Here is a 5316-nt window from a genome sequence, read left to right as displayed (position 1 = left end):
CCCCCGGCGTACGCTGTATGGCTGTCTACGGGGGAGTGACAGGAGTCGTGGTGTTCGAAAGCGTGGGGTCGCTGGCGGCCGGTCCGTGGGTCTATGCCGTGGTGGCCCTGTCGGTGCTGCTCGACGTGTTCCTGCCGGTGCTGCCGAGCGGTGTCCTCGTCATCACGGCCGCCACGGCCGCGGCGGCGGGCTCCGGTGCCGCGGCGGCTGGCCAGGTCCCGCACGAGGTGCCGGACATCCTGGCGCTCATCCTGTGCGCGGCGACCGCCTCCGTCCTCGGCGACCTGGTCGCCTACCGGCTGGCGTGGCGCGGCGGCGAGCGACTGGACCGGGCCATAGCCCGCTCCCGGCGCCTGACCACCGCGCAGGAACGCCTCGGCGAGGCCCTCGCCCGGGGCGGCGGCGCGCTGGTCGTCCTCGCCCGCTTCGCCCCCGCCGGCCGCTCGATCGTCTCCCTGTGCGCCGGCGCCGCCCACCGCCGCGCCCGCGACTTCCTGCCCTGGTCGGCCCTGGCCGGCCTGTCCTGGGCCGGCTACAGCGTCGCCCTCGGCTACTACGGCGCCCAGTGGCTCGGCGCCACCTGGCTGTCCACGGGCGTCTCCCTGGCCGCCCTGTTCGGCGCGGGAGCGGCAGCGGGCTTCCTGGTCCGCCGCCGCCCGGCCTCCTGACGCGCGCCTGCGATCGCCCGGCGGAGCCGGGGGCGGGGGCGGTCCGGGGAAGTGCCGCGGGGCGCGGTCGGCCGCCCCGCTCACGGGTGTGCGGTGCCTCAGCAGCTCGCCAGGTAGTTCGTCAGCGCGCTCTTCTCGGCGGAGTCGACCGACAGGTTGTAGTAGTACTTCACCTGCACCCACGCCCGCACGTACGTGCACAGGTACGCCGTACGCGACGGCACCCACGTCGCCGGGTCCTGGTCGCCCTTGGCCTGGTTGACGTTGTCGGTCACGGCGATCAGCTGCGGCCGGGTGAGGTCGTTGGCGAACGCCTGCCGCTGCGCGGTGGTCCACTTGCTCGCCCCGGAGTCCCAGGCCTCGGCCAGCGGCACGAGGTGGTCGATGTCGAGGTCGGACGCGGCGGTCCAGGTGGCGCCGTCGTACGGGGAGTACCAGCTGCCGCTGGTCGCGGCGCAGGAGGAGTCGGTGACGACGTTCGTGCCGTCCCGCTTGAGGACCGTCTCGCGGGTGTTGCAGGCGCCGCTGATGGTGATCCAGTGCGGGAAGAGGTCCCGGCTGTAGCCGGTGCGGTTCTCGGTGGCCACGGTGAGCTGGGCGAGGTAGCCGCGGGCGGTGGCGGCGCTGACCGGTGTGGGCAGGGCGGCGGAGGCGCTCGGGGAGTTGAACAGGGCGACGGAGGCGATCAGGCCGGTGAGGGCCGCGAGTATGCTCGTCCGTCGACGCGCGTAGAACCTGGACATGCGTGAACTCCCTTGTGGGGTCGGGGCGTTGGAGCACGGGCGAGGGAATGCTCGCGGTGCTGTGTGGCCGGGGGGTGAGCGCTCGGTAAGAAGTTAGTGACGTGCGCATGTCACGACAAGGTTGACGACGGAACTTTCACATCCCGTACGATGGGGAGCGCAGAAGGGGAGTAGCTCTTCGCCGGACCGTCGACATACTGCTCAGCGAGCCTGAGCCGGCGCCCGGAGGCGGACCGCGTGTCGGCGGGGCCCGCCAGCGAGACCTTCGGCAAGCAGTGCACACCCGTGCCCCCTCGGCGCGGGCGCCCAGTGTGCTGCCGTGCCGAGGTGTCATCGCGTGACGTACCGCACTCTCGGTGGGGCAGCCCCCGACCGATTGAGGAACCTTGATCAGCATCACCGTGACGGCGCTCGTCTTCGGCGTCGTCTTCCTCGCCGAACTGCCGGACAAGACCGCACTCGCCGGCCTCGTCCTCGGCACCCGCTACCGCGCCTCGTACGTCTTCGCGGGCGTCGCCGCCGCCTTCCTGCTGCACGTCGTGCTCGCCGTCGCGGCCGGCAGCGTGCTCACCCTGCTCCCGCAGCAGATCGTGCACGCCGTCACCGGCGTCCTCTTCCTCGGCGGTGCCGCGATGCTGCTGCTGAAGAAGGACGAGGGCGACGAGGAGATCAAGAAGCCCGCCGACCAGTCCTTCTGGAAGGTCGCCGGTACGGGCTTCATGCTCATCCTGGTCGCCGAGTTCGGTGACCTCACCCAGATCATGACCGCCAACCTGGCCGCCCGCTACGACGACCCGCTCTCCGTCGGCCTCGGCGCGGTGCTGGGCCTGTGGGCCGTCGCCGGGCTCGGCATCGTCGGCGGAAAGGCCCTGATAAGGCGGGTGCCGCTGCGGCTGATCACGCAGATCGCGGCGCTGCTGATGCTGGGACTCGGCGTGTGGAGCCTGTGGGAGGCGGTGGCCGGCTGAGCCGGGGGCCGAGCTGAACGTCAGGTGAAGACCCGGCGGGGTGGTGGCGGGAGCGCGGCATGTTTTGTACCGTGGAGAAACAAAGTGGCTCCCGCCCGTTTTCCCTGACCGGCGGGCGGGGCCGCCTTGTCCCTCCCGCAACAGGGCCAGTCCGCCCCTTGGAGCTGCCGATGCCGGCCACCGCCACGCCCGCCGTCCTCACCGCCCGCGCCCTCCTGCTCGACATGGACGGCACCCTCGTCAACTCGGACGCCGTCGTCGAGCGCATCTGGCGGCGCTGGGCCGAGCGGCACGGACTGGACGGCGACGAGGTGATGGGCGTCGTGCACGGGCGCCAGGGCCACGCCTCCATGGCCGTCCTGCTGCCCGGCCGGCCCGTGGAGCAGAACCTCGCCGACAACGCGCGCATGCTCGCCGAGGAGACCGCCGACACCGACGGCGTCGTCCGGATTCCCGGCGCCGACGCGTTCCTCGCCGCGCTGGCCGGCGTCCCGCACGCGCTCGTGACCTCCGCCGACGTCGCCCTGTCCACCGCCCGCATGCACGCCGCCGGGCTGCCGCTGCCGGCCGTGCGGATCACCGCCGAATCGGTCGGCGCGAGCAAGCCGGACCCCGAGGGCTTCCTCAAGGGCGCAGCCGAACTGGGCGTCGACCCCGCGGACTGCGTCGTCTTCGAGGACTCCGGGGCAGGCATCGCCGCCGGGCGCGCCGCCGGGATGACCGTGGTGGGGGTGGGCCCGCGAGCGGTCCGCCACGAGCCGGACGTGGCGGTGCGGGACCTCACGAAGGTGGCGGTCGAGCCCCTGCCGGACGGCACGGTCCGGCTCCGCCTGGGCTGAGACGTCCCGGCCGCTCGAACAGGCCGACCACGGGTCACCCACGCTCCCACGACGCGGCGCCGCGCCGGTACGCCGACCAGCGCCCCTTGGCCAGCCCGCGCGCCTTGGCCAGCCCGCACCCGTTGGTCAGCCCGCGCGCCTTGGGCGGGCCGCGCCTGTTGGTCAGCCCCCGGCCCTACGGTCGGCCCGCGCCGCTTGGGCGGGCCGCGCCCGCTGGCGTGCCGCGCGCCTTGGGTGGCCCGCATCCCTGGGGCGTGCCGCGTCCCCTGGCCGGCCTGCGTCCCTTGCGTGGCCCGCACTCGCTGGCATGCCGCGCCCTCTGGTCGTGCCGCGCCCCTGTAACCCGCGCCCCTGCGTGGCCCGTGCCCCCCTGCGTGGCCCGTGCCCCCTTGCGTGGCCCGTGCCCCTGCGTGGCCCGTCCCCCTGGCGTGCCGCACGTCTTGGCTGGCCCGCGCGCCATGGGTGTGTCGCGTCCCCTGGCCGGCCCGCACCCCTGGGCTGGTCCGCGCCCCTTGGGCAGCCCGCACCCATTGGCCAGCCCGCGCGCCTTGGGTGTGCCGCGCCTATTGGTCGGCCCTCGGCCCCACGGTCGGCCCGCGCCGCTTGGGCGGGCCGCGCCCGCTGGCGTGCCGCGCCTCTGTAACCCGTACCCCCTCCGTGGCCCCTGCCCCTGGCATGCCGTGCTCCCTGCGTGGCCCGCGCCCCCTTGCGTGCCCCCCGGCATACCCCCCGCCCCCCGGCCCGTCCCCCGCCCCCGGCGCCCTACGGTCCCCGCGTCTCCGCCTCCAGACTCTTCCGGGTGGCCGGTCCGTACTCGCCCAGTAGGTCGCCCGTGATGCCCCGGGCCAGTTGGTAGTTGCGTACCGCGTCCTCCACGGGGCGGGTGAAGGTGCCGTCGACCCGGTCGCCGTAGAGGTTGAGCCGGCGCAGGCGCTGCTGTAGTTCGGTGACCTGGGGGCCGGTGTCGCCGAGGCGGAGGACCGGTGCCACGGCGGGCGTGGTGTCCGGGGTGGGGGACGCCGTCGGGGTGGAGGGGGCCGGTGACGCGGTGTGCGAGGGCGTGGGGGACGGCGACGGGGCAGCCGAGGAGGGACTCGGTGTGGGGGTCGGTGAAGGGATGTGTGCCGGGGGCGGCGGGGCCGGTGGGGGCGGCGGGGTCCGTGCCGGTGTGCGCGGCTGTGCCGGGGCCGTCGGGATGCGTTCCCTGACCTCGCCGGCGGCCCGGTCGTGGGCCGGTGCGTGGTACGACAGCAGGGCGAACGCGGTGGCCGCGACGATCGCCGCGCCCGCGCCCCCGGCGGCCAGCAGCAGGGTGCGGCGGGAGCGGCGCCCGGGCGGAACGGGGTCGGGGGAGAGGGCGGGAAGCGGCCGGGTGGGGGTGTCCGGCGGGGAGACGTGCACGCGCTGACCGCCCGTGGTCGCCGCGGGCACGGGCGGTGCCGCGTCCGGGACCTCGACGTACGGCCGTATGCGCAGCGGATCGAAGTCCTCCGCCGCTGCCGCCTCGGCCGACCGCGCCTCGCGCAGGGCCTCGGCGGCCCGCTCGGTGCAGTCGCACGACGGCGTGTTGTCCGCCCCCCGCGGAGCCCCGCACTCCGGGCACCTGGTGCCCTGCTCTCCCGTCACGCCTGGTTCCCCTCCCCTCGGGAACTTCAGAGACTATGCGGATTCCCTCCGCCTCCGCAGGACTCAACAGGCCGTAAGCGGTGACACCCACCACGATGGAAGAGGTGCACCCCGAGCCCCGGGAGGTCTCCATGGCCCTGGACACGCACGGCACGGCGAAGGACGTGAGCAGCGGCGAACACGTGCCGGGCAGCGTACTGGTCCCGATCGGCGCCCTGCTGCTCGGACTGCTGCTCGCCGCCCTCGACCAGACCATCGTGTCGACGGCGCTGCCGACGATCGTGAGCGACCTCGGCGGCCTGGAGCACCTGTCCTGGGTCGTCACCGCCTACCTGCTGGCCTCGACCGCCGCGACCCCCCTGTGGGGCAAGCTCGGCGACCAGTACGGGCGCAAACGGCTGTTCCAGACGGCCATCGTCATCTTCCTCATCGGCTCGGCCCTGTGCGGCATGGCGCAGGACATGCCGCAGCT

The 5316-nt window shown here is 74.4% G+C and carries 6 protein-coding genes; 4 read left to right on the top strand and 2 right to left on the bottom strand.

The genetic code is table 11. The features are described from left to right. Positions 1-50: 50 nt before the first annotated feature. Positions 51-668, top strand: coding sequence for a DedA family protein (locus IE312_RS29920; RefSeq protein ID WP_370467630.1), 618 nt, complete (start codon positions 51-53; stop codon positions 666-668). Positions 669-766: 98 nt separating this feature from the next. Here IE312_RS29920 and IE312_RS29915 read toward each other — a convergent pair whose 3' ends face one another. Beyond that, positions 767-1411 (bottom strand): HNH endonuclease family protein, encoded by a 645-nt coding sequence (locus IE312_RS29915; protein ID WP_189985406.1) that lies wholly within the window; start codon positions 1409-1411, stop codon positions 767-769. Between the two features lie 386 nt (positions 1412-1797). On the opposite strand from IE312_RS29915, the gene IE312_RS29910 reads away from it, so the two are divergent. Together IE312_RS29910 and IE312_RS29905 are read left to right on the top strand one after the other, a co-directional pair. Beyond that, entirely contained in the window at positions 1798-2379 is a 582-nt protein-coding gene (locus tag IE312_RS29910; RefSeq protein ID WP_189985405.1) for a TMEM165/GDT1 family protein, read from the top strand. 170 nt (positions 2380-2549) lie between these two features. Continuing rightward, on the top strand, positions 2550-3218 hold the full coding sequence (locus IE312_RS29905) for an HAD-IA family hydrolase (RefSeq protein WP_189985404.1): 669 nt from the start codon (positions 2550-2552) through the stop codon (positions 3216-3218). A 762-nt stretch (positions 3219-3980) separates the two neighbouring features. On the opposite strand, the gene IE312_RS29900 is transcribed toward IE312_RS29905, so the two are convergent. After that, positions 3981-4844, bottom strand: a complete 864-nt coding sequence (locus IE312_RS29900) for a peptidoglycan-binding domain-containing protein (protein WP_189985403.1) — start codon at positions 4842-4844, stop codon at positions 3981-3983. A 131-nt stretch (positions 4845-4975) separates the two neighbouring features. On the opposite strand from IE312_RS29900, the gene IE312_RS42450 reads away from it, so the two are divergent. Next, positions 4976-5316, top strand: a 341-nt coding sequence (locus tag IE312_RS42450) for an MFS transporter (protein WP_229900605.1), incomplete at its 3' end; no start/stop codon positions are given.

The sequence above is a fragment of the Streptomyces capoamus genome (assembly GCF_014654935.1).
Taxonomy (GTDB): domain Bacteria; phylum Actinomycetota; class Actinomycetes; order Streptomycetales; family Streptomycetaceae; genus Streptomyces; species Streptomyces capoamus.
Note: the sequence above shows the minus strand (reverse complement) of the source record. Positions and strands in the feature narration are given on the sequence as shown.

Bases quoted from the DNA above. Each gene is read 5' to 3' on its own strand.
- IE312_RS29905 (WP_189985404.1), top strand. From the start codon at position 2,550: ATGCCGGCCACCGCCACGCCCGCCGTCCTCACCGCCCGCGCCCTCCTG.
- IE312_RS29915 (WP_189985406.1), bottom strand. From the start codon at position 1,411: ATGTCCAGGTTCTACGCGCGTCGACGGACGAGCATACTCGCGGCCCTC.